At 75.3% G+C, this 18,740-nt stretch carries 21 protein-coding genes; 11 read left to right on the top strand and 10 right to left on the bottom strand.

The window, feature by feature from the left end; genetic code table 11:
- Nucleotides 1–59: 59 nt before the first annotated feature.
- The 4 genes from GCU67_RS06880 to GCU67_RS06865 all read left to right on the top strand — a co-directional run bounded on the left by GCU67_RS06880 (nucleotide 60) and on the right by GCU67_RS06865 (nucleotide 4,703).
- Entirely contained in the window at nucleotides 60–1,085 is a 1,026-nt protein-coding gene (locus tag GCU67_RS06880) for an NADP-dependent oxidoreductase (protein ID WP_163610286.1), read from the top strand.
- 56 nt (nucleotides 1,086–1,141) lie between these two features.
- The gene (locus GCU67_RS06875) at nucleotides 1,142–3,655 is read left to right on the top strand and encodes a SpoIIE family protein phosphatase (RefSeq protein ID WP_163610285.1); all 2,514 of its coding nucleotides are present in this window, start codon (nucleotides 1,142–1,144) and stop codon (nucleotides 3,653–3,655) included.
- 114 nt (nucleotides 3,656–3,769) lie between these two features.
- Nucleotides 3,770–3,973 carry a hypothetical protein gene (locus GCU67_RS06870; protein ID WP_163610284.1) on the top strand — a complete coding sequence of 68 codons (204 nt, stop codon included), beginning with the start codon at nucleotides 3,770–3,772 and terminating at the stop codon, nucleotides 3,971–3,973.
- Nucleotide 3,974: 1 nt separating this feature from the next.
- Nucleotides 3,975–4,703, top strand: a complete 729-nt coding sequence (locus GCU67_RS06865) for an alpha/beta fold hydrolase (protein ID WP_163610283.1) — start codon at nucleotides 3,975–3,977, stop codon at nucleotides 4,701–4,703.
- 40 nt (nucleotides 4,704–4,743) lie between these two features.
- Here GCU67_RS06865 and GCU67_RS06860 read toward each other — a convergent pair whose 3' ends face one another.
- Together GCU67_RS06860 and GCU67_RS06855 are read right to left on the bottom strand one after the other, a co-directional pair.
- Nucleotides 4,744–5,787, bottom strand: a complete 1,044-nt coding sequence (locus tag GCU67_RS06860) for a 1-aminocyclopropane-1-carboxylate deaminase (protein ID WP_163610282.1) — start codon at nucleotides 5,785–5,787, stop codon at nucleotides 4,744–4,746.
- Nucleotides 5,774–6,433 (bottom strand): GntR family transcriptional regulator, encoded by a 660-nt coding sequence (locus GCU67_RS06855; RefSeq protein ID WP_338104827.1) that lies wholly within the window; start codon nucleotides 6,431–6,433, stop codon nucleotides 5,774–5,776. Before GCU67_RS06855 ends, GCU67_RS06860 begins: the two co-directional genes overlap by 14 nt.
- 129 nt (nucleotides 6,434–6,562) lie before the next feature.
- On the opposite strand from GCU67_RS06855, the gene GCU67_RS06850 reads away from it, so the two are divergent.
- Nucleotides 6,563–7,009 (top strand): rhodanese-like domain-containing protein, encoded by a 447-nt coding sequence (locus GCU67_RS06850; RefSeq protein WP_163610280.1) that lies wholly within the window; start codon nucleotides 6,563–6,565, stop codon nucleotides 7,007–7,009.
- Between the two features lie 4 nt (nucleotides 7,010–7,013).
- Here GCU67_RS06850 and GCU67_RS06845 read toward each other — a convergent pair whose 3' ends face one another.
- The gene (locus tag GCU67_RS06845; protein ID WP_163610279.1) at nucleotides 7,014–7,367 is read right to left on the bottom strand and encodes a winged helix-turn-helix transcriptional regulator; all 354 of its coding nucleotides are present in this window, start codon (nucleotides 7,365–7,367) and stop codon (nucleotides 7,014–7,016) included.
- A gap of 104 nt (nucleotides 7,368–7,471) precedes the next feature.
- On the opposite strand from GCU67_RS06845, the gene GCU67_RS06840 reads away from it, so the two are divergent.
- Complete coding sequence (locus GCU67_RS06840) at nucleotides 7,472–8,125, top strand: FMN-dependent NADH-azoreductase (RefSeq protein WP_163610278.1); 654 nt, start codon at nucleotides 7,472–7,474, stop codon at nucleotides 8,123–8,125.
- Nucleotides 8,126–8,179: 54 nt separating this feature from the next.
- Here the strand turns inward: GCU67_RS06840 and GCU67_RS06835 are convergent, their stop codons facing one another.
- The 4 genes from GCU67_RS06835 to GCU67_RS06820 form a co-directional block, all read right to left on the bottom strand.
- Nucleotides 8,180–8,908 carry a GntR family transcriptional regulator gene (locus GCU67_RS06835; RefSeq protein WP_338104826.1) on the bottom strand — a complete coding sequence of 243 codons (729 nt, stop codon included), beginning with the start codon at nucleotides 8,906–8,908 and terminating at the stop codon, nucleotides 8,180–8,182.
- 44 nt (nucleotides 8,909–8,952) lie between these two features.
- Entirely contained in the window at nucleotides 8,953–9,750 is a 798-nt protein-coding gene (gene nagB, locus GCU67_RS06830; RefSeq protein WP_163610276.1) for a glucosamine-6-phosphate deaminase, read from the bottom strand.
- Nucleotides 9,751–9,752: 2 nt separating this feature from the next.
- Nucleotides 9,753–10,757: an N-acetylglucosamine-6-phosphate deacetylase gene (locus tag GCU67_RS21680; protein WP_276508435.1), complete on the bottom strand. Its 1,005-nt coding sequence runs from the start codon at nucleotides 10,755–10,757 to the stop codon at nucleotides 9,753–9,755.
- A gap of 167 nt (nucleotides 10,758–10,924) precedes the next feature.
- Nucleotides 10,925–12,229: a PTS transporter subunit EIIC gene (locus tag GCU67_RS06820; RefSeq protein ID WP_163610275.1), complete on the bottom strand. Its 1,305-nt coding sequence runs from the start codon at nucleotides 12,227–12,229 to the stop codon at nucleotides 10,925–10,927.
- Nucleotides 12,230–12,464: 235 nt separating this feature from the next.
- Here GCU67_RS06820 and GCU67_RS06815 point away from each other — a divergent pair, with 235 nt between their 5' ends.
- The 3 genes from GCU67_RS06815 (at nucleotide 12,465) to GCU67_RS06805 (ending at nucleotide 13,740) form a co-directional block, all read left to right on the top strand.
- Entirely contained in the window at nucleotides 12,465–12,695 is a 231-nt protein-coding gene (locus GCU67_RS06815; protein ID WP_163610274.1) for a PTS sugar transporter subunit IIB, read from the top strand.
- Nucleotides 12,692–13,159: a glucose PTS transporter subunit IIA gene (locus GCU67_RS06810; protein WP_163610273.1), complete on the top strand. Its 468-nt coding sequence runs from the start codon at nucleotides 12,692–12,694 to the stop codon at nucleotides 13,157–13,159. The genes GCU67_RS06815 and GCU67_RS06810 overlap by 4 nt, the downstream gene beginning before the upstream one ends.
- A gap of 77 nt (nucleotides 13,160–13,236) precedes the next feature.
- Entirely contained in the window at nucleotides 13,237–13,740 is a 504-nt protein-coding gene (locus tag GCU67_RS06805; protein ID WP_338104825.1) for a PaaI family thioesterase, read from the top strand.
- 326 nt (nucleotides 13,741–14,066) lie between these two features.
- On the opposite strand, the gene GCU67_RS06800 is transcribed toward GCU67_RS06805, so the two are convergent.
- Genes GCU67_RS06800 through GCU67_RS06790 form a run of 3 tightly spaced genes read right to left on the bottom strand, consistent with a single transcriptional unit; the run spans nucleotide 14,067 to nucleotide 17,201 of the window.
- Nucleotides 14,067–14,579 (bottom strand): VOC family protein, encoded by a 513-nt coding sequence (locus tag GCU67_RS06800; protein ID WP_163610272.1) that lies wholly within the window; start codon nucleotides 14,577–14,579, stop codon nucleotides 14,067–14,069.
- Nucleotides 14,580–14,634: 55 nt separating this feature from the next.
- Complete coding sequence (locus GCU67_RS06795) at nucleotides 14,635–15,834, bottom strand: lycopene cyclase family protein (RefSeq protein ID WP_163610271.1); 1,200 nt, start codon at nucleotides 15,832–15,834, stop codon at nucleotides 14,635–14,637.
- Between the two features lie 35 nt (nucleotides 15,835–15,869).
- Nucleotides 15,870–17,201 (bottom strand): PP2C family protein-serine/threonine phosphatase, encoded by a 1,332-nt coding sequence (locus GCU67_RS06790; protein ID WP_211660793.1) that lies wholly within the window; start codon nucleotides 17,199–17,201, stop codon nucleotides 15,870–15,872.
- A gap of 116 nt (nucleotides 17,202–17,317) precedes the next feature.
- Between GCU67_RS06790 and GCU67_RS06785 the strand changes: the two genes are divergently transcribed.
- Together GCU67_RS06785 and GCU67_RS06780 are read left to right on the top strand one after the other, a co-directional pair.
- Nucleotides 17,318–17,926, top strand: a complete 609-nt coding sequence (locus GCU67_RS06785; RefSeq protein ID WP_163610270.1) for a GNAT family N-acetyltransferase — start codon at nucleotides 17,318–17,320, stop codon at nucleotides 17,924–17,926.
- A gap of 83 nt (nucleotides 17,927–18,009) precedes the next feature.
- A complete protein-coding gene (locus GCU67_RS06780) occupies nucleotides 18,010–18,636 on the top strand; it encodes a Fe-Mn family superoxide dismutase (protein ID WP_163610269.1) in 627 nt (208 codons plus the stop codon).
- Nucleotides 18,637–18,740: the final 104 nt, after the last annotated feature.

Here is an 18,740-nt window from a genome sequence, read left to right as displayed (position 1 = left end):
CAAGGACCCGACCGGACCCGGAGCGACTGCGGTGACGCTCACAGGCGCACCCTCGGGAGATGCCGATCCCCACCCGTGAGTGGCAGCTGGTCCGTCGTCCCCAGGGCGAGCCGGTGCCCGAGGACTTCCGGCTTGTCGACACCGAGCGTCCCGACCCCGGTCCCGGCGAGGTCGCCGTCCGCACGATCGCCCTGTCGGTCGACCCCTACATGCGCGGCCGGATGAGCGCGGCGCGGTCCTACGCGCCCAGCTGGGAGCTCGACGCCACGATGGAGGGCGCCACGGTCGGGCAGGTGGTGGCCTCCCGCTCCCCCGACGTGCCCGAGGGGACGCTCGTGCTGCACGGACTGGGCTGGCGCGACGTCGCGGTCCTGCCGGCGACGAGCGTCCGGCCGGTCGAACCGCTGCCCGGCCTGCCGCTGTCGCTCTACCTGGGCGTGCTGGGCATGCCCGGGCTCACCGCCTGGGCCGGGCTGTTCCGGGTCGCCTCCTTCACCGCGGGCGAGACGGTGTTCGTCTCCGGTGCCGCAGGCGCGGTGGGCAGCCTGGTCGGCCAGTTCGCCCGGCTCCGCGGTGCGGCCCGGGTCGTGGGCAGCGCCGGCACCCCGGAGAAGGTGCGCTGGCTGACCGGGGACCTCGGCTTCGACGCCGCCTTCGACTACCACGACGGCCCGGTTCGCGAGCTGCTCGCCGCGGCGGCCCCCGAGGGCATCGACGTCTTCTTCGACAACGTCGGCGGCGAGCACCTGGAGGCTGCGGTCAGCGCGTTCCGGGAGCACGGCCGCGCGGCGCTGTGCGGCGCGATCTCGGCCTACAACGCCACCGAGCCCCCGCCCGGGCCGCGCAACCTGACGCAGCTGGTGGGCAAGCGGGTCAGGCTGGAGGGCTTCCTGGTCGGCGACCACGCGGACCTGCGCCCGGACTTCCTGGCCACGGTCCCCGGCTGGCTGCGCGAGGGGTCGGTGCAGGCCCGGGAGACCGTCCACGACGGGCTCGACTCCGCCGTCGACGCGTTCCTGGACATGCTGCTGCGCGGTGGCAACACCGGCAAGGCCGTCGTCCGGCTGGCGCCCGACCCGGACTGAGCCGGGCGACCTGCGAGCGGTGCCCGTCGCGCAGCCGCCCCCGGCGCGCAGACGTCGTGGAACGGCGCCTGGCCATGGTCGAGGCGGCGGTCGAGTCGGCGGCCACGGGTGCACCGGTGGAGCTGGACGACGTGCTGGCCCGGGCGCACGCACAGGCGCTGGCGGAGGAGACCCACCCCGCCGTCCGGACGGCGCTCGCCGGCTGGCCGTCGGTCCGCGAGGCGCTGACCGCCGCCGGGTGGTCCGGCCACCTCCCCGGCCGCTCGGCCGCCGGTCGGTGGTGCGTCACCTACTGTTCGACCATGCACGGAGCACGTCACGGAGGTCCCCCGGTGCCGGGCGCGGAGCAGGCCGGGGGCTCCTCCGCCGGCCCGGTCGACCCGGGCCGGGACCGACCGGCCACCGCCCGGCGCGACCCCCGGGCGGACGGGCTGGCCCGGGCCGCCACCACCGGGCCCCGGGACGCGGGGTCGCTCCCGGCCGTCCTGGGCGGGTCCGTGGTCGCCGTGCTGCTGGTGGACCGGCGCGACGGGGCGGTGACCTACGCCAACCGGGCCGCGATCGCCCTGGCCGGGGACGTCCGGCTGCCCGTCGGCCTCGATGCCTGGGCGGCCGCGGCCGGCCTGACCGACGCCTCCGGCGGTGCCCTGCACGGCGCCGACGCACCGCTGTCCCGCCTCACCCGGGGGCTGCCGGTCGACGGCGAACCGGTGCGCCTGCCCGCAGGCACCGACCCGGGGCAGCTGCTGTCGATCACCGGCCTGCCGCTCGACCGCGACGCGACACCGCACGACGCCGACCAGCACGCCCACCGGGACCTCTCGCTGGTCGTCCTGCTCCCCGTCGCCGAGGACCGGGGCGCGGAGCCGCAGCACGCCGACGAGGGCCTGCGCCGGCTGCAGGAGCAGGCGATCGAGGCCACCGAGGTCTGCTTCACCATCGCCGACGCCCGCCTCCCCGACGCCCCGCTGGTCTGGGTCAACCCGGCGTTCACCGCGGTGACCGGCTACCCGGCGGAGCGGGCGATCGGCTTCAACTGCCGCTTCCTGCAGGGCCCGGACACCGACCCTGAGTCGGTGACCGTCGTCCGCGAGGCGGTCGCGGCCGGTCGCCAGGAGACCGTGACGCTGCTCAACTACCGGGCCGACGGGTCCACGTTCTGGAACCAGCTGACCCTGACGCCGATCTTCGACGGCGCCGGTGAGCTGGCCAGCTTCGTCGGGGTGCAGCACGACGTCACCGCACGGGTCCGGCTGGAGCAGCAGCGCGAGTCCGCGCTCCGGGCGGAGCGGCAGGCCCGGCAGACCGCCGAGGCCGCCCGCCGGCGGCTGCAGCTGATGAGCGAGGCGTCGGCGACGCTGACCGGCACGCTGGACGTCGACGACCTCATGCAGCGCATCGCCGAGCTGTGCGTGCCCACCCTGGCCGACTCGGTGCTCATCGCCCGCCTGGGCGCCGAGGACGTCGTCACCTCCACCGTGCTGCGGCACCGGGACGGCCTGGACGACGAGCTCGCCCGGCTGGGCAGGAAGGTCACCGGCCGGCCGCTGGCACCGCGCTCCCCCGCGGCCGACTCGCTGCGCAGCGGTGGCGCCACGGTGGTCCCGGACGTGTCGTCGGCCGACGCCCGGGTGCGTTATCCCGACTCCTCCGTCCACCAGCTCATCGACCAGCTCGCCATCGGGTCCCTCATCGCCCTCCCCCTGCGGGCCCGGGACACCACGCTGGGCGTGCTGGTGCTCACCAGCACCCGCACCGGCGCCTTCGACCGCGACGCCGTGGAGCTGCTCGGCGACCTGGCCGGCCGGGCCGGGCTGGCCCTGGACAACGCCCGGCTCTACCAGGGGCAGCGCTCCGTCGCCGAGGCCCTGCAGCGCGCCCTGCTGCCCACCCTCCCCGACCTGCCCGACGTGCAGGCCGCGGCCCGGTACGAGTCCGCGTCCGCCGCCGCCGCCGTGGGTGGCGACTTCTACGACCTGCTGGCCCTGCCCGACGGGAGCATCGGGATCAGCATCGGCGACGTCGCCGGCCACGACATCGACGCGGCGGCCACCATGGGCCAGCTCCGCGGCCTGCTGCGCGCCAGCGCCCACGACGCCGCCCGTCCCGACCCCGCCGACGTGCTGGCCCGCGTCGACGAGCTGATGGACGTGCTCTCGGTCCCGGGGCTGGCCACCCTGGCCCACGTGCACGCCCACCGGCCCACGGCCGGGGACGACCGGTGGCGGCTGGAGGTCGCCAACGCCGGGCACCCACCGCTGGTCCTGCGCCACCCCGACGGCACCGTCCACCTGCTGGCCGACGTCCACGGGCTGATCCTCGGCGTCGACGCGACCACGACCCGCACCTCGGCCACCGTGTGGGCACCGCGCGGCAGCACGCTGGTCGCCTACACCGACGGTCTCATCGAACGCCACGACCAGGACCTCGACCAGGGGATCGACCGGCTGCTCGCCACCCTGACCGCACAGCCGGACACCGCCGACCCCGCAGACCTGTGCGCCGTGCTGATGCGCCTGGCCGACACGCCCTCCGACGACGTCGCCGTCATCTGCGTGCGACTGCGGTGACCCCGCGCCCGGTCCTGCCCGGGCGGAGGGCACGACCGCGGCGCCGGTCCCGGGCGGCGACCGGTCTAGGCCCGGCCCGGTTGCGCAGCCGCCGATCCGGGCAGACTGCTGATCATGTGGCTCTTCCTCACCCGCCGGTTCCGCACGTGGATCCTGCTCACCTTCATCGTCCCGCTCGCCAGCGGCCTGCTGCGCAAGCTCGGCCAGACCCTCGAGCGGCGCAACGGGCCCACCTCGGTGAGCAACGGGCTGCTCAAGGCAGGCGCCCTCGGCGACCGCACGCGCGACCGGCTGCGCGGCGGCCGCAAGCGCCGCTGAGGTGACGGACCCCACCACCCCGGACGCCGACCGACCCGCACCGCGGCAGCCCGCGCTCGAGCAGCGCCCCGCCGCCGGGGAGACCCGGGGCATCGCCCTGTTCTGCCACGGCGGCACGGTCGCCAGCATCGAACCGCCGAAGGAGCGGGCGCTGTCGCTGGTGCGCATGCGGGCGATCGAGAACCACGTGCACGCGACCACCGCCGAGCGCGGCATCGCGACCGCCCTGCTCCGCTACCGCGTGGCCGGGTGGAACGGCGAGGCCGCCGACGCCCATGCCGACGTCCGCTGGGCGATCGGGCAGCTGCGCGCCCAGCACGGCACCGACGTCCCGATCGTGCTGGTCGGGCACTCGATGGGCGGCCGGGCCGCGCTCCGCGCCGGCGGCGAGCCGTCGGTCACCGCGGTCTGCGCCCTGGCCCCCTGGACACCGCCCGGCGAGCCGGTGATGCACCTGCGCGACCAGACGGTGGCGATCCTGCACGGCCGGGGCGACCGCTGGGTGCCCGCCCGGCTCTCGGCCGAGTTCGCCGTCCGCGCCCGGCGGGCCGGCGCCCGGGTCGCCCGGTTCACCGTCGTGGGCGGGCACGGGATGGTCCGCCGTTCCGGTGCCTGGCACGCCTTCGTCCGGGACGTCGTCCTGGCCGGGACCGGGCTGGAGCCGATGCGGCCGTCGATCGCCGAGGCGCTGCGGCAGCCGAGCCCGGAGGGTCTCGCCGTCCCGCTGTGAGGAGGGGTGCTGCCCGGCCGAGTGGCCGGGCAGCGCTCACTCAGGAGAACAGCGCGCTGTAGCCGTTGAGGGCCGGCTGCCCGCCGAGGTGGGCGTACAGCACGGTGGACGACGGGTCGATCTCCCGGCGGCCGACCAGGTCGATCGTCGCCGCCATCGACTTCCCCTCGTAGACCGGGTCGGTGACCATGCCCTCGGTGCGCGCGGCCAGCTCCATCGCCGCGATCGTCGTGGCGTCCGGGATGCCGTAGACGCCCGCGTGGTACCGCTCGTCGAGCTCCACGTCGTCGAGGGTGAGCTCCCGCTGCACGCCGATCGCGGCCGCCGTCCGCTGCGCGATCCGCAGCACCTGGTCACGGGTCTCGGCGGGCTTGGCCGAGGCGTCGACGCCCAGCACGCGGCGCGGCCGGGCACCGGCCTCCTCCAGCTGGGCGAAGCCGGCGACCATGCCGGCCTGGGTCGAGCCGGTCACCGAGCAGACGACGACGGTGTCGAAGAAGACGCCGAGCTCGGCCTCCTGCGCGGCGACCTCGTGCGCCCAGTTGGCGAACCCGTGCCCGCCCAGCGGGTGGTCCGAGGCGCCGGCCGGGATCGGGTAGGGCTTGCCGCCGCGGTCGGTGATCTCGGTGAGCGCGGTTTCCCAGCTCTCCTTGAACCCGATCCCGAAGCCGGCCTTCACCAGCCGGACGTCGGCGCCGGCCAGCCGACTGATGAGGATGTTGCCGACCTTGTCGTAGACGGCGTCGGGCCAGTCGACCCAGCTCTCCTGGACGAGCACGCACTTCAGGCCCACGTGCGCGGCGACGGCGGCGACCTGCCGGGTGTGGTTGCTCTGCACGCCACCGATCGAGACCAGGGTGTCGCAGCCCTGGGCCAGGGCCTCGGCGACCAGGTACTCCAGCTTGCGGGTCTTGTTGCCGCCGTAGGCGATCCCGGAGTTCACGTCCTCGCGCTTGGCCCATACCGCGGCACCACCCAGGTGCGCGGTCAGCCGGTCGAGGCGGTGCACCGGCGAGGGGCCGAACAGCAGCGGGTGGCGGGGGAAGTCGGCCAGGCTGGGTCGGGCGGGGTCAGGAACGCTCATCGGGGGTCTCCTCCAGCTCGGACAGCAGGGCGGTCCAGATCTCGGTCGTGGTGGACACGGCGGCGGCGACGTCGCCGTTCGCGCAGGCGCTGATCAGTCGCTCGTGCAGGACGACGGACCCGTGGCCGTGCGCCGCGGCGAAGCGCTGCCGCTCCAGCCGCCGGACGGCGGGGGTGAAGCGGTCGATCGTGGCCCGCACGGCGCCGTTGCCGCAGCGGGCCAGCAGGACGTCGTGCAGCTCGTCGTCGGCGGCCAGCGCGGTGTCCAGGTCGCCGGTGGCCACGGCGACGGCGAACCGCCGGTTGGCCGCCCGCATCGCGGTGACGTCCGCGGCGGTGACCGCGGGAGCGGCCTCGGCCACGGCGAGCTCGTGCATCGCGCGGACCACCACCGCGGCGTCACGCACCTGCCGGAGGACCAGCGGGGTGACCCGGGTGTGGCTCTGCGGCTTGCTCTCGACCAGCCCCTCGTCGGCCAGCCGGGCCAGCGCGGTGCGCACCGGGGCGACCGAGAGGCCCAGCCGGCCGGCCAGCGCGCTGTCCTTGACCACCGAGCCGGGCGGCAGTTCACCGCTCAGGATCGCCGACCGGATCAGGGTCACCGCCTGGTCGCGCAGCAGCACGCGGGAGACGGGTTCGATCGGCACGACTGACATCTGACATGTCAGTAGGCGGTCGCGTCAACCCCCTGCCGCGTCCGACGTCGTCCGGATCGTTGCGGTCCCGGGCAGTCAGGGCCCTCGTCCGGCCGCCCGCCGGCCTCCACGATGACGGGCATGAGCCTGGACTGGTCCACCCCGCCCGCCGACGCCGCCGTCCACTTCGCCCGCCGGCTGGCGGTCGAGACCGACGTCTCCGACGTGCACGCCGCGCTGGAGTCCGGCGCGCCGGGCTTCGTGCTGCTGGACAGCCGCAGCGCGGAGTCCTGGGCGCAGGGGCACGTCCCGGGCGCGGTGCACCTCCCCGGCCGGGAGCTCGCGGTGCGGGCGGCGGCCGAGCTGGACCCCGCCGTCCCGGTGGTCACCTACTGCTGGGGGCCGGGCTGCAACGGCGCGACGCGGGCGGCGCTGACGCTGGCGCAGCTCGGGTACCGGGTGCGGGAGATGATCGGCGGCTTCGAGTACTGGGCCCGCGAGGGCCTCCCCGTGCAGACCGCGGACGGCGTCGTGCGAGCCCCCGCCGACCCGCTGACGGCACCGGCCGCGGTGAGCTGCGGCTGCTGAGCGCTCAGCAGTCGCCGGTGCACTCCCGCTCGGGGAGGCTGGTGCGGGCCCAGGTGGCGAGCTGCTCGAGGACCGGCGACAGCGACTGCCCGGCCTCGGTGAGCTGGTAGCCGACCGACACCGGCGGGCCGTCGTCGACGGTGCGCTGCACGAGCCCGGCCCGGGTGAGCTCGGTCAGCCGGTCGGACAGGACCGAGTCGCTGATCCCGCCCACGGCCCGCCGTAGTCCGGAGAAGGTCGCGGGACCACCGGCCAGCACGCCGATGATGAGCCCGTTCCAGCGCTTGCCCAGGAAGCCGAAGGCCCGCACGAGGGCGCCGTCGCACGCTGTCGGCGTGTGCAGCAGCCCCTCGGTCACCCCGCCATCGTACGGCGTGGCGACCCCGTGCACTTCGCTTCCCGAAGTGCTAGCTTTCCCGAAGTGCTAGTAAACGACTAGCGACTAGCAATCGGGGAGTCATCATGTCCTTGTTCCGTCTGGACGGCAGCATCCGGGTCGAGGGGTCGGCCAGCCGCGCGATCGCGGACATCGTCGAGCGCGAGTGGCGGGCCGAGAACCCCGACGCCCCGGTCACCCGCCGGCACGTCGGCACCGAGCCGCTCCCGGCCACCGCCTGGGCCGACGCCGTCAGCGGGTCGTACCTGCCCGCCGACCAGCGCACGCCCGCCCAGACCGAGGCCGCCGCCCTCGCCGCGACGCTCGCCGACGAGCTGGCCGACGCCGAGGCGCTGCTGTTCGCCGTCCCGCTGTACAACTTCGGCGTCTCGCAGCACGTGAAGACCTACGTCGACATGGTCATCACCGACCCGCGCTTCGGCCCGCACGCCGAGGCCCCGACGATCGGCAAGCCCGCGGTGCTGGTCACCGTGCGCGGCGGCAACTACAGCGCCGGCACCCCGCGCGAGGGCTGGGACCACGCCACCAGCTGGATGCGCCGCATCCTCGAGGACGTCTGGGGCATGGACCTGCGCGTCGTCGAGCGGGACTTCACCCTGGTCGGGGTCAACCCGGCGCTGGACTCCTTCACCGAGATGGCCGCCGAGCTCAAGGAGACCGCCGAGCGCGAGGCCGCCGAGCACGGCCGCCTGCTCACCAGCGCCCGCGCCGCCGCCTGACGTCATGGAGTCCCAGCGCTCGGTTCGTGACGCGCTGGGACTCCATGAGCGGGGTCAGCCGTCGCCGAGCCCCACGGTCATCTGGACCTCGTACCGGTCACCGCGGTAGGTCGTCTCGGCGTGCTCGACCGGGCGGCTGCCGCTGTAGGAGACCCGGTCGAAGACCAGCACCGGCCGGCCGGTGGACATCCCCAGCAGCACCGCGCGTTCCCGGTCGGCGTCGGTGGCCCGCACCGTCTGCTCGGCCCGGTCGATCGTGCAGCCGTAGGTCTCGGCCAGCAGCGTGTAGAGCGAACCGGTGAGGTCCTGCCGGTCCAGGTCGGGCAGCACCCGCGCGTCGTACCAGGCGTCGTCGATCGACATCGGCTGCTCGTCGGCCAGCCGGAGCCGGCGCACGTGCCAGGCCTGGGCACCGGCCGGCAGCTGCAGCGCGCGCCGGGTCGCCGGCGGCGGGGTGAGCCGGGCGACGTCGAGGACGACGGTGCTCGGGCGCAGCCCCAGCCGGCGCATGTCCTGGGTGAAGGACGCCAGGTGCAGCTGCGAGCGGGCGGCCCGCTCAGCGACGAAGGTCCCCTTGCCGCGCACCCGCACCAGCACGCCCTCGCTGACCAGCTGCCCGATCGCCTCGCGCACGGTGATCCGGCTGACCCCGTGCTCAACGCAGAGCTGGCGCTCCCCCGGCAGCGGCGACCCGGCGGGCAGCCGCGCCGCCAGCTCGGTCAGCCGGCCCCGCAGCTGCTCGTGCTTGGGCACCACCCCGTCGACGATGAGGGGTTCGGACACGGCCGTCATGGTGCCAGTGCGACCGGCTCCCCACGCCGCTGCGCTCACCACCCCTGGGAGGCCAGCTTGTGGGCGAGCACGTAGCGGTGGTGGTCGGCGCGTTCCAGCCGGTTGCCGGCCGCCTCGTCGACCACCAGGGTCACGTGCGGGTGCAGCTGCAGCACCGACCCCGGGCAGGACGCGGTCAGCGGACCCTCCACGGCCGCGGCGACCGCCGCGGCCTTGCCCTCCCCGGTCGCCACCAGCACCAGGTGCTCCGCGCCCAGGATCGTGCCCAGCCCCTGGGTGATCACGTGCCGGGGCACGGCCTCGACGTCCCCGCCGAAGAACCGCGCGTTGTCGGCGCGGGTCTGCTCGGTCAGCGTCTTCACCCGGGTTCGGCTGGCCAGCGAGGAGCCGGGCTCGTTGAAGCCCACGTGCCCGTTGCTGCCGATGCCGAGCACCTGGACGACGACCGGGCCGGCGGCCAGCAGCTGCTGCTCGTAGTCCCGCGCGGCCTGCAGCGGGTCGGCCGCGGCGCCGTCCGGGCCGTGCACCACCGCGGGGTCCAGACCCAGGGCGTCGGTGAGCTCGCGGCGGATGACCTCCCGGTAGGACTCCGGGTGCCCCGCGGGCAGGCCGACGTACTCGTCGAGCAGGAACGCCTGGACGCCGGTGAGGTCCAGCCCCTCCTCGCGGTGCCGGCGCAGCAGCTCGCGGTAGGCCAGCAGCGGCGAGGACCCGGTCGCCAGGCCCAGCACGACCGGTCCGCCCCGGGCCAGCGCGGGCAGCACCGACCCGACGACGGCGTCGGCGACCACCCGCCCGCAGTCCTCGGGCGTGGGCAGCAGGACGACCTCCACGGTCAGCTCTCCTCTCGGTGCACCCACGCACCGGCCCGGAGGACGGCGGTGGGGTTCAGGTCGGGGTCGGTGACCAGCACGTCGGCGCGGGCACCGGAGGCCAGGCGGCCCACGTCGTCGTGCCCCAGCAGCCCGGCGGGGGTCGCGGTCGCGGCCAGGACGGCGTCGGCCAGCGGCACGCCCGCGGCGACGGTGCTGCGGACGACGTCGACCAACCGCGCCGTCCCGCCGGCGATGGCACCGGGGCCCTCGCCGCCGGCCAGCCGGGCCACTCCCCCGGCGACCTCGACCGACAGCGCACCCAGCCGGTAGGCGCCGTCGGGCATGCCGGTTGCGGCCATCGCGTCGCTGACCAGGGCGACCTGCGCCGGGCCGACCAGGTCGAACACGGCGGCCACCGTCTCCGGGGCCAGGTGCACGCCGTCGGCGACCAGTTCGACCACGAGCTCGCCGCGGGCCGCGGCGGCCAGGCAGGCCGCGACCGGGCCGGGGGCGCGGGACAGCATCGGCGGCATCCCGTTGAACAGGTGGGTCGCCGAGAGCCGGCCGGTCGCGGCCGCCGCCCGGACCGCCGCGGTGGTGACCCCGGCGGAGGCGTCGGTGTGCCCGAAGCTGGGCAGCACCCCGTGCTCCCGCAGGACGGCGACCAGCTCGGCCGCCCGCGCGGTCTCCGGCGCCAGCGTCACCGAGACGACCACCCCGGTGGCCAGCAGCGCCCGCAGCAGGTCCGGGTCGCCGGGGAGCAGCGCGGCCGGGTCCTGCGCGCCGCAGCGGGCGACGGACAGGAACGGCCCCTCCAGGTGCACCCCGGCCAGCTCACCGGCGTGCACCAGCGGGGCCAGCAGCGCCAGCCGCTCGCGCAGCACCGCGGCGGGGGCGGAGACCAGGCTGGCGACCAGCGTCGTCGTCCCGTGCGCGCGGTGGTGGGCGGTGGCGGCCCGCACCCCGTCGACGTCGTCGTCGGGGAACCCGGCGCCGGCCGCGCCGTGGCAGTGCAGGTCGACCAGGCCGGGCAGCAGCAGCCGGTCAGGGGCGGGCGGGGGCGGTTCGCCGTCCCAGCCCGCCGCCGGGCCGGCGTAGGAGACCCGGTCACCGACGACGGCGACGATGCCGTCGTCGGTGACCGAGCCGCCGGTGACCAGCCGGCCCCGCAGGACGGGGCCGGGCCGGTCGGTCAGGACTGCGTCCTGGTCTCGGTGGTGCTGGCCGGGGCGACCGTCTCCGGCGTCGCGGCCGGGGCGACCCCGTCGTCGGTGCTGCTCACGACGGCCTCGGCGTCGGCCTCGCGGCCCGGCGTCTTGAGGTTCCACTTGCGGATCACGAAGCGGAACACCACGTAGTAGATCGCCGCGTAGACCAGACCGATCGGGATGAGCAGCAGCGGCTTGGTGGCCTGCCCGTAGTTGAGCAGGTAGTCGATGGCGCCGGCGGAGAAGCTGAACCCGTCGTGGATGCCCAGGGCGTTGGTCAGCGCCAGCGAGGTGCCGGTCAGCAGCGCGTGCACCACGTACAGCGGCCACGCCACGAACAGGAAGGAGAACTCCAGCGGCTCGGTGATCCCGGTGAGGAACGCGGTGAGCGCGGTCGACAGCATGATGCCGCCGACGATCTTGCGCTGCTCCGGCCGGGCCTCGTGCCAGATGGCGATGGCGGCAGCGGGCAGGGCGAACATCATGATCGGGAAGAAGCCGGTCATGAAGGTGCCGGCGTCCGGGTCACCGGCGAAGAAGCGGTTGATGTCGCCGTTGGCCACGACGCCGTCGGCGCCGGTGTAGTCGCCGAGGGTGAACCACACGACGGTGTTGAGGATGTGGTGCAGGCCCAGCGGGATGAGCAGCCGGTTGACCGTGCCGAAGATGCCGCCGCCGACGACGGTGTTGCCGTCCACGGCCTCGCCGAGGTTGGTCAGCACGCTGTCGAAGGGCTTGTAGAGGAACGACATCAGCACGGCGAGCAGCAGCATCGTGATCGCGGTGATGATCGGGACGAACCGCCGGCCACCGAAGAAGCCCAGGTAGGTGGGCAGCTTGATCCGGTAGAAGCGCTGCCAGAGAATCGCGGTCAGGACACCGACGACGATGCCGCCGAGCACCCCGAAGTTGATCAGCTCCTGGTCCTCGCCCTCGGCCGCGGCGCCCAGGACGACCGGGCTCATCGCCTCGAAGACGTTGGACAGCACCAGGTAGCCGACGACCGCGGCCAGGGCGGTGGAGCCGTCGGCCTTCTTGGCCCAGCCGATGGCGATGCCGACGGCGAAGATCAGCGGCAGGTTGCCGAACAGGGCGTTGCCGGCGGCGGCCAGCACCGCGGCGACGGTCTCCATCGACTCCCAGCGGCCGATCATGTCGTCCTGCCCGAGTCGCAGGAGCAGACCGGCGGCGGGCAGCGCGGCGATGGGCAGCATCAGGCTGCGGCCCAGGCGCTGGAGGCCGGCGAGGCCCCTGCGCTCCTTCGGTGGTGCGGTGGTCAGGCTGGCCATGGGAGCTCTCCTCGGGTGGGTGCGCGGGACGGGACGACACGGACTGCCGAGCTGTTCGCCGGCCATTCCCTCGGACGTCGACCAACCGGTACCGTCCGGTCATGACCAGTTGATCCGGGAGGATGGTGGGCGCGCCCGTCGCCTGTCAACACCCTGGACGCCGCCGGTCCGATGCCGTTACCTGTACGACTTCACGACGTGACCGCGGCCCCCGGGCCGCCGGGAGGAGTGCTCCATGGACAAGGCCGAGCAGATCGTCGCCGGACTGGGCGGCGCCGCCAACATCGACGACGTCGAGGGTTGCATCACCCGGCTGCGGACCGAGGTCAAGGACCCGTCCCTGGTCGACCAGGCCGCGCTCAAGCGGGCCGGCGCGCACGGCGTGCTGGTGGCCGGGCGGATCGTCCAGGTCGTCGTCGGCCCCGAGGCGGACTCGCTGGCCGACGACGTCAACGACCTGCTGTGACCCTGGTCGTCACCGCCCCGCTGCCGGGGACCGTGCTGCCGATCACCGAGGTGCCCGACCCGGTCTTCGCCGCCTCGATGGTGGGCGCCGGCGTCGGCATCGCCCCGGCCGCGGACGCCGGGCTGGTCGACGTCGTGGCCCCGGTGAGCGGTCGGCTGCTCAAGGTGCACCCGCACGCGTTCATCGTGCTCACCCCGGAGGGCCGCGGCGTGCTCGTCCACGTCGGCATCGACACGGTGCGGCTGGACGGCGCCCCGTTCACGCTGCACGTGACCGAGGGCGACGAGGTCTCCGTCGGCGACCGGGTGGTCACCGTGGACGTCGCCGCGGTGCGCGCTGCCGGCATGTCGCCGGTGAGCCCGGTCGTGGTGATGGACGCCGCCGCCGACACCATGCCGCCGGTCACCGCAGGCGCGTCCGTGGCCGCCGGCGACGAGCTGTTCCGCTGGCCCGCCGGAGCCTGACGAAGGACCCCCCTGCCCCCCACCACTCGCACGCTCGTGGCGGGCCCCTGCAGCGGGGCCGGGATACGGTCCGCCGGGTGAGCAGTGAACCGATGCGCGAACGGACCTACTCCTGGGGCGACCCGATGGCCTCGGCCACCGCCGCCCGCACGTCCTCGGGGATCGAGGTGCTGCGGGCGATGGCGGCCGGCGAGCTGCCCGCCCCGCCGGTGATCGCCACGCTCGGCTTCGAGCTGGAGTCGGTCGAGGAGGGCCGGATCGTCTTCGCCCTCCAGCCCGCGGAGTTCCACTACAACCCGATCGGCTCGGTGCACGGCGGCGTCTACGCGACCCTGCTCGACTCCGCGACCGGCTGCGCCGTGCACTCGATGCTGCCCGCCGGCGTGGGCTACACCAGCCTGGACCTGACGGTGAAGTTCCTCCGCCCGATCACCGTCGACACCGGCCGGGTGCGCTGCACCGGCACCGTCACCCACCTGGGCAGCCGGACGGCGCTGGCCGAGGCCCGGCTGGTCGACGACGCCGACCGGCTGCTCGCCACCGCCGTCAGCAGCATCCTGCTGCTCCGCCCGTCCGCCTGACGCCGAGTGGGCAGTCACGGTCGCCCCGGACGGCACGCCGCCCCGTGTCGGCGACCACGACTGCCCACTCGAGCCCGGCCGGACGACGTCCGCCGGCCCAGCCGGACGCCGTCCGTGAGATCTGCGATCTCGTGGCTACCCGGGCCGGGATGGCCCGAGATCGCAGATCTCGCCGGGCCCGGCAGGACGACGTCCGCGGACGCAGCCGGACGGCGCGTGGCCCAGCCGGACGACGTCCGCAGGCCCGGCCAGACGCCCGTGCATGAGATCTGCGATCTCGTGGCTTCCCGGGCCGGGACGGCCCGAGATCGCAGATCTCGTCGGGGTCAGACGGGGACGCTGACCCCGACGCCGCCGCGGGTGTCGGCGCCGTAGCGGGCGATCTCGCCGGCCAGGTCCAGCGCCCGGGTGGTGGCGCCCTGGGCCTCGATCTCAGGGGTGATCAGGTCGGCCGGCAGCAGCCAGGAGACCTCGAACTCGATGCCGTCGGGGTCCTGGGCGTAGAGCGCCTTGGTGGTGGCGTGGTCCGAGGCCCCGGTCAGGGCACCGGCGTCGGCCAGCACCCCGCGGATCCGGGCGAGCTCGGCGAGGGTGTCGACCTCCCAGGCAAGGTGGTAGAGCCCGACGGTGCTGCGCCCGGCGCCGGACGCGCCGGCCTGCGCGCCCACCGCGAACAGGCCCAGGTCGTGGTCGTTGGTCGACCCCTCGGCCTGCAGGAACACCGCTCGGCCGGGCATCTCGACCTTCACCCGGAAGCCGAGGACGTCGCGGTAGAAGGCGGCGCTGCGGTCGACGTCGCGGACGAAGAGGACGGCGTGGTTGAGGCGCTGGACGGGCACGGCGGGGCTCCTGATGGTCGGTAGGACTCCAGTCTGCGCCTCAGTGCTTGAGACTTCAAGTACCGCCGGCACGTCGGGGTCGGGCGGCGCGGACCACCCCGGTGGCGAGGGAGCGGCGGCCCGCCGGTGGGAGCGCCCGGGCGACCCGCCACATCGTGGCCGCGACCGCGGACGGCGGGGAGCCGGTGTCGAGGTAGGCGTTCCACGCCGACGGCGGCAGGGTGAAGAAGGTCGAGAAGAAGGTGTCGGTCTGCTCCTCGTCCAGGCCGAGCAGCACCTCCCGGCCCAGCGCGAACAGCCCGAGGGTCGCCCGCCGGCGAGCCCCGCGCACCAGCGCGCGCACCGCGGCGGCGTCGGCCCCGGCCTGCACCGCGTCGGCGACGACACTCCCCGTGCGCAGCGAGGTCGCCACGCTGTAGCCGGTCGCCGGGTGCACGAGGCCGGCGGCGGCCCCCACCGGGACGCCGGCGCCGCGCCGGACCGCGGCGTCCAGGGGGATCGCCACCCGCTCCGGGTCCTCGGCGGTGCGCAGCCCGGCCTCGGCCATCAGCCGGTGCAGCCGGTCGCGCAGGTGCGGCAGCGGCACCGGCGGCCGGGCCGCGAGCGACGTGGCCTCCAGAAGGGTGGTGCCGTCGTCCAGGGCCATCCCGTAGAGGAAGACCGGCGGCTGCGGCGTGGCGGGGTCCCGCAGCGTGACCCAGTCCATGAACAGGGCGCTGCCGGACGGGACGAGCGCCCCGACGTCGCCGGTGACCCGCTCGCCCCAGGCCCGCTGCTGGGCGCTGCCCGGTCCGCCGCCCCGGGCGTCCACGACCAGCCCGGCGGTGAGCGCCGTCCCGTCGGTCAGCGTCACCTGCTGACCGACGGCGTCCTCGGTGACCGAGGTGACCGTGCCGGGCAGGGACACCCCGCCGCCGGTGGCGAACTGGTCGAGCAGCAGGCCGTGGACGACGTCGTTGTGCAGCCGGGCGTACCCGCGGCCGAGGCTCCGCTGCCCGGAGCTGGTGCGCACGACCGTCTCCGGGTAGCGGACGCCGAGGGCGGGGCCGCCCGCGGGACCGCGCAGGGCCGTGGCCGCCGCGTCGAGCTCGTCGGCCCACAGGCAGTAGGTCTGGTGCCAGGGCCGCAGGTGCGGGGCGACCAGCGCCACCCGCAGCCCGCGGGTCGCGCACGCGGCGGCGACCGCGAGCCCGGCCGGTCCGGCCCCGGCGACGACGACGTCCCAGCGCTCCCGGGAGCTCACGGTCGGCGTCATCTCCGGCACAGCAGAGCACACACCGACGGCGGGCCTCAGCCGAGCGCCGGCAGGCCGCGCGTCCCCACCTCGACCGGGCGGGCCGGGTCGGCGGGGTGGCAGCGCACCGCCAGCAGGGCGATGTCGTCCTCGCGGCCGTCGCCGTTGCGGCTCACGACGGTGTCCAGCAACCGGTCCAGCGGCAGGTGGTGGTGCCCGGTGAGCGTGCGGCGCAGCTCGGCGGTGCCGCGGTCGATGTCGGCGCCCCAGTCGCGGTGCTCGATCAGGCCGTCGGTGTGGAGCACGACGGTGTCCCCGGGCGCGAGCTCGACGGCCCAGTCGTGCCGCTGCCGGGTGGCGTCCACCCCGACCAGCAGGTCGGGACGCCGGTCCAGCAGCGTCGTCCGGCCGTCGGCGTGCAGCAGGACCGGCGGCGGGTGGCCGGCGTTGGACCAGCGCAGCAGCCGGGTCCCCGCGGCGTCCTGCTCGATGCGGGCCAGCACGATGGTGGCCAGCCCCGCGACGTCCAGGCCGGTCATCGCCCGGTCCAGGCGGCCCAGCGTCTGGGAGGGCTCCTCGCCACGGTCGTAGGCGAAGGCGCGCAGCAGGGTGCGCAGCTGGCCCATGGTGGCCGCGGCCTGCATGTCGTGGCCGGTGACGTCGCCGATCGCCAGCACGGTGGCGCCGTCGGCGGTGCGGAACGCGTCGTACCAGTCACCGCCGACCTGGTCGCCGACGTGGGAGGGCACGTACCGGGCGCGGATCTCCAGGTCGTCGGCCTCGGGCAGGTGGGTGAGCATCGCCTGCTGCAGTGTCTCGGCGACGGTGCGCCGCTCGGCCAGGGACACCTCGGCGTGCGCCTGGGCCGTGGCCGCGCGCACCGCTGCCTCGGTGGCCCGCGCGCGCAGCGTGCGCAGCTGCAGCTCCGAGCTGCAGGCGTCGGCCAGGTCCTGCAGGACCGCGACCTCGGTGCCGGTCCACGCCCGCGGCCGGTCGTCGATCGCGCACAGCGACCCGACGACCGCGCCCTCGGCACCCACCAGCGGGATGCCCAGGTAGGCGATGACGCCCAGGTCGCGGATGGCCAGGTTCTCCCACACCAGCGGGTCGACCCGGGCGTCGGTGACCACCAGCGGCGCCCGGGTGCGCACCACGTGCTGGCAGAAGCTGTGCGACAGCGGCGTCCGGCGGCTGCCCTGCCAGGGTTCGGGGAGCCCCAGTGCGCCGGGGAAGACCTGCTCGTCGGCGGTCACGAAGGAGACCAGGGCCACCGGCACCCCGAGCATCTGCCGGGCCAGGCGGGCGAACCGCTCGAAGGCCGGGTCGGAGGCCGCCGCGACCGTCTCCGGCAGCGCCGACGGGAGCGAGCCCACCACCACGTCCCCCACGGCCACCCCTTCGCGCGCTGTCGACCGACCGTCGGGCACGGTACCCGCGCCGGATGTCCACGGCGGTGCTCCGGCGTGCGGCCGCCCGCCCGCCCGCCGCGTGGTCTCATCGGGAGGTGAGCACTCCCCCCGTCGTCCGGCTCGCCACCCGCGCCGACGTCCCCCGCATCGCCGCCACGCTGTCGCAGGCCTACCCCGACTACCGGTGGACCGGCTGGGCGCTGCCGGAGGACGGCCGCACGCAGCGGCTGTCCCGCTGGTCGGAGCTGTGGGGCGGGCTGGTTCCGGTCCTGGCCGGGACGGCGTGGGTGACCGACGACGTGAGCGCGGTCGCCGCCTGGGTCGCCCCCGACGCCGGGGCGCCGGCCGCGGACCTGCAGGCGGTCATCGACCGGGACCTGCCGCGGGTGTTCGGCGCCCGGCAGCCGGTGGTGCTGGCCAGCGAGCGGCTGGGCGCGCTGGGCCGGCCGCCGGAGCCGCACTGGTGGCTGCACGCGGTGGGCACCCGGCCGGCCGCCCGGCACGCGGGGCTCGGCGCCGCGGTGCTCCAGCCGGTGCTCGACCGCTGCGACGCCGAGGGCGTGCCGGCGGCGGCGACGGTCTACACCTCCACCGTCGTCCGCTGGCTGCAGCGCTCCGGGTTCGCCGTCACGCACGCGACCCGGACGGCGGTCGACCACGAGCTGCCGATCTGGACCCTGGTCCGCCAGCCGAAGCGAGCCTGACCCCGGGGGGCCACCGGACGGCACGGGGAGGACGGCCCGGGCGGGGATGACCGAGGTGTCCGGTCCCGACCCGAGGAGACCTCGTGCCCGAGTACACCCTGCCCGACCTGCCCTACGACTACTCCGCCCTCGAGCCGCACATCAGCGGCCGGATCATGGAACTGCACCACGACAAGCACCACGCCACCTACGTGGCGGGGGCCAACACCGCGCTGGAGAAGCTCGCCGACGCCCGCTCGACCGGCGACTTCGGCACGGTCAACCTGCACGAGAAGAACCTGGCCTTCAACCTGGCCGGCCACGTCAACCACTCGGTGTTCTGGCCGAACATGACCCCCGACGGCGCCGGCCGCCCCGACGGCGAGATCGCCGCCGCGATCGACGACCAGTTCGGCGGCTTCGAGGGCTTCCACGGCCACTTCACCGCCACCGCCCTGGGCGTGCAGGGCTCCGGCTGGGCGGCGCTGACCTGGGACTCCGTGGGCCAGAAGCTGCTGGTCAACCAGCTCTACGACCACCAGGGCAACCTCGCGGCCGGCCTGGTGCCGCTGCTCATGCTCGACATGTGGGAGCACTCGTTCTACCTGGACTACCAGAACGTGAAGGCCGACTACGTGAAGGCCTGGTGGAACGTCGTGAACTGGGCCGACGTGCAGCGGCGCCTCACCACGGCCCGGACGGCGACCAGCGGTCTGATCGTCCCGGCCTGACCGCCTCGGGGGACGGGCGGGCGCCGACCCGTCCGTGCCCCGGCCACAGGTGAGCCTGGCCTGACCCCCGGGGGCCACAGGTCGGCCCCGATGGCCCTCCCGGA

It is taken from the genome of Modestobacter muralis (assembly GCF_010682105.1).
Taxonomy (GTDB): Bacteria; Actinomycetota; Actinomycetes; order Mycobacteriales; family Geodermatophilaceae; genus Modestobacter; species Modestobacter muralis.
The sequence above is the reverse complement of the archived record's forward strand: the minus strand, read 5'-3'. Positions and strand labels throughout refer to the sequence as shown.

What these genes read in the sequence shown, in the direction of transcription:
- GCU67_RS06870 (WP_163610284.1), top strand. Translation starts at nt 3,770, where the DNA reads ATGTGGCTCTTCCTCACCCGCCGGTTCCGCACGTGGATCCTGCTCACC.
- GCU67_RS06795 (WP_163610271.1), bottom strand. Translation starts at nt 15,834, where the DNA reads ATGACGCCGACCGTGAGCTCCCGGGAGCGCTGGGACGTCGTCGTCGCC.
- GCU67_RS06850 (WP_163610280.1), top strand. Translation starts at nt 6,563, where the DNA reads ATGAGCCTGGACTGGTCCACCCCGCCCGCCGACGCCGCCGTCCACTTC.
- GCU67_RS06820 (WP_163610275.1), bottom strand. Translation starts at nt 12,229, where the DNA reads ATGGCCAGCCTGACCACCGCACCACCGAAGGAGCGCAGGGGCCTCGCC.
- GCU67_RS06860 (WP_163610282.1), bottom strand. Translation starts at nt 5,787, where the DNA reads ATGAGCGTTCCTGACCCCGCCCGACCCAGCCTGGCCGACTTCCCCCGC.
- GCU67_RS06815 (WP_163610274.1), top strand. Translation starts at nt 12,465, where the DNA reads ATGGACAAGGCCGAGCAGATCGTCGCCGGACTGGGCGGCGCCGCCAAC.
- GCU67_RS06880 (WP_163610286.1), top strand. Translation starts at nt 60, where the DNA reads ATGCCGATCCCCACCCGTGAGTGGCAGCTGGTCCGTCGTCCCCAGGGC.
- GCU67_RS06840 (WP_163610278.1), top strand. Translation starts at nt 7,472, where the DNA reads ATGTCCTTGTTCCGTCTGGACGGCAGCATCCGGGTCGAGGGGTCGGCC.